This window comes from Streptomyces sp. GC420, from assembly GCF_009916105.1.
Lineage (GTDB): Bacteria > Actinomycetota > Actinomycetes > Streptomycetales > Streptomycetaceae > Streptomyces.
The window spans coordinates 1-3,442 of sequence record NZ_JAAAXQ010000572.1; the positions used below are offsets into that span (position 1 = coordinate 1).

Here is a 3,442-nt window from a genome sequence, read left to right on the forward strand (position 1 = left end):
GAGGGCTGCGGCAAGATCCAGCACCCGGCGGGTCGGGTCCGCGGGATCGTTGGGGCCGGCGTGCGGTGGACCGGCCGGCAGGGAGACGGGCGCCGCGAAGGGGCCGCTGTGCTCCCGGCGGCGCAGCAGCGGCAGTTCGGCGACCGTGCGGAGCATGGGCAGGACGGGGGTGTGCGCCCCGGTGGCGAGGTCCTCGAGGAGCCGGGTGTCCCCGTCGAGGAAGCGCAGCAGCCGCTCGGTGGGGGATCGGCGGAACAGTTCGAAGAAGAAGTCGGGGCCGTTGACCCGCCCGGTCGCCAGCGCCCGCAGCATGACCGCGTCCATCGCCCGTGACCTGGCGGAGTGGGCGGGCGGCGGTACGGGCGTACGGCCGGTGCGGCAGGCGTCCGCGACCGCCGCGGCCTGCCGGCGTGCGGCGGCGAAGGTGTAACCGGTGGCAGGCCGGGTGGCGCCGCCGGCCGCGCCGATGCGGAAGACGGCCCGGCCGGTGCGCCGGGGGAAGACGGCGTCGGTCATCGGGATGACGCCCTGCTCGGCGGAGCGGGTCTGGAACGGGCCGAGGCGGAGCACGGTGCCGGTGTAGTGGCGCAGGGCCTCGTCGTAGGCGGCGCCGTCGATGACGGCGGGGGAGAACTCGGTGTATTCGACCAGGGCTTCGCGGGTGCCGAGCGGGAGCACGTAGCCGAAGGACAGGCCGCGGCGCGGCTGCGGTGTGCGGAAGTCCATGAACTCGGCGGCCTCGGGGTCGAAGGAGGGGCGTTCGGTGCGGAGGAACCAGCCCCGGAAGTGCTGGAGGAGCAGGGTGCGGGCGGGGGGCAGCCGGCGCAGCGGCCGGGAGTCGAAGACCCAGCGGCCACGCAGCTCGACCGGGTCGCCGCCGGCCGTGACTCCCTGCGCGCGGGCGCCGTCACGGGTGTCGTGCACGGCGTGGACGTGTGCTTCCGTCCGGCGGAATCCGGGCCGTGCGCGCAGCCGTACGGACAGCAGTTCCTCGAAGCCGCTGGAGCGGAGCATCTTGTAGCGCAGGGGAGCGGGCCTGCCCTCGGTGAGGGTCCCGTCGGGGGCGCGCACGCGGAGCCGGTCCCAGGAGGCGACGACGGCCTCGTCGTATGCGCCGCCGGGTTCCTCCCAGTAGCACCACGTGCGTTCGGCGGGCCGGGCCGGGCCCGGCGGGGCGTCGGCCAGGACGACGGACACGGGATCGCCGGGAAGGCCGGGGGCGGTGGGGGCCGTCAGCCGGTCGGCGAGGGAGAGCCCGGCGGCGCCCGCGCCGACGATGACGACTTCTGCGTCGGTCATGCCGCATGTCTCCCACCGATTCGCGGGGCCACACCTGGCGGAACCCCTTGCCGTCGGGTCTTCTGCTCCGATCGCCCGCCCGGATGCACGCGAGGGCGCGCGGATTCGCGGCGCTTGCGCCGCGGACCGGCAGTGGACCGGCAGTGGACGGCGTGGCCCTGTCGCGGATGTGCGCGGCGCGCGTCCGCGGCGGCGCGCCGAGCGGCCCGTACAGCGGGACGGCCGACCCTGTGGCGTCGGTCGCGCGAGCGATAGAGTCCCCTCTCGGAAAGCGCTTACTCCCCGACGCTTTCCCGCCCTTCGCTCCTCCCGCTCCTCCGATTCTCCCGATCATCCCGATCGTTCACCCACTGGGTTCGTGGCAGCTGAAAGGGACACTCTTCATGGCGCTGCCGGAAGGTCCGCTCGACCACCGCTACCGCGGGGAGCACCCGATCCGTACCCTGGTCTACCTCTTCCGAGGGGACCGCGGCCGCCTGGCCGCCGCGGTGGTCGTCTTCACGGTCAAGCACAGCCCGGTCTGGCTGCTCCCCCTGATCACCGCGGCCATGATCGACACGGTCGTCCAGCACCCAGCACCGGGACATCGGCCGCCTCTGGACCAGCGCCGCCGTGATCACCTTCATCCTGGTGGTCAACTTCCCACTGCACCTGCTGTACGTCCGCCTGCTGTACGGCAGCGTGCGGCGCGTCGGCACCGGGCTGCGGTCGGCGTTGTGCACCCGGATGCAGCAGTTGTCGATCGGTTACCACTCCCGGGTGAGCGCCGGTGTGCTCCAGGCGAAGGTCGTCCGTGACGTCGAGACCATCGAACAGGCGGTGCAGCAGAGCGCCGAGACCGGGCTGGGCGCGGTCACGGTGCTGTGCGGCGGGCTCGCCATCATCGCCGTCCGCACCCCGGAGTTCCTGCCCGTGTTCCTGCTCGTCGTGCCCGTGGCCGCGCTGCTGGTGGCCCGGCTGCGCACCAGGCTGAGGACGCACAACGAGCACTTCCGGCACGAGGTGGAGCATCTCTCCTCACGTGTCAACGAGATGACCCGGCCGATCCCCGTCACCCCCGCCCACGGCCTGGAGGGCAATGCGCTGCGCCGGATGGACGGCACGCTCCAGCAGGTCCTGGGATCGGCACTGCGGCTTGACCTGCTCAACGGGCGCTTCGCCTCGCTGTCCTGGGTGTTCCTGAACCTGGTGGGCGTCGCCTTCCTCACCGGCTCCGCGCTTGTCGCCTACTACGGGGTGTGGAACGTGACGGCGGGCGACGTCGTCATGCTCAGCGCCTTCCTCACCACGCTGACCAACTCCACCGCGACTCTGCTGGGGCTGGCCCCGGTGATCAGCAGGGGACTGGAGTCGGTCCGCTCGGCAGGTGAGGTCCTGCAGGCCCCGGAGCTGGAGGAGAACGAGGGCAAGCGGGAGGTGTCCGAGGTACGCGGCGAGATCGAGTTCCGCGGGGTCGGATTCCGTTACGACTCGGCCGACGGCCCTTCGGTGCGGGACTTCACCCTCGCCGTCCCCGCCGGCGAGACGGTCGCGCTCGTCGGAGCCTCGGGAGCGGGGAAGTCCACCGTCCTCAACCTGGTCGTCGGGTTCGTCCGGCCGACCTCGGGGTGTCTGCTGCTGGACGGCGCCGACATGAGCACCCTCGACCTGCGCACGTACCGCCGTTTCGTGTCCGTCGTACCGCAGGAGTCGATCCTGTTCGATGGCACCGTCCGGGAGAACGTCGCCTACGGCATGGAGGACGTGGACGGGGCGACGGTGCGCCGGGCCCTGCGCGACGCCAATGCGCTCGACTTCGTGGAGCGGCTGCCCGGGGGCCTGGACGCCGTCGTCGGCGAGCGGGGGGCCAGGCTGTCGTGCGGGCAGAAGCAGCGCCTGGCCATCGCGCGTGCGCTGATACGGAACGCGAAAGTGCTGATCCTCGACGAGGCGACCTCCGCGCTCGACACTCGCTCCGAGGCACTGGTCCAGCAGGCGCCGGCCCGGCTGGTGCGCGGCCGGACCACGTTCGTCGTGGCGCACCGGCTCTCCACCGTCCGCACCGCGGACCGCATCGTCGTCATGCGGGACGGGGGCATCGAGGAGGTCGGCAGCCACGAGGAGCTGCTGCGCAGGGGAGGGGCGTACGCGGAGCTCCAGGGGG

The 3,442-nt window shown here is 72.7% G+C and carries 1 protein-coding gene and 1 pseudogene; one reads left to right on the forward strand and one right to left on the reverse strand.

The genetic code is table 11. The annotated features are described in order from the left end of the window. A partial coding sequence (locus GUY61_RS36290) for a lycopene cyclase family protein (protein ID WP_166634558.1) occupies window positions 1-1,299 on the reverse strand: 1,299 nt, incomplete at its 3' end. Window positions 1,300-1,682: 383 nt separating this feature from the next. Here GUY61_RS36290 and GUY61_RS36295 point away from each other — a divergent pair. Then, a pseudogene (locus tag GUY61_RS36295) lies at window positions 1,683-3,442 on the forward strand (ABC transporter ATP-binding protein); the annotation flags it as partial.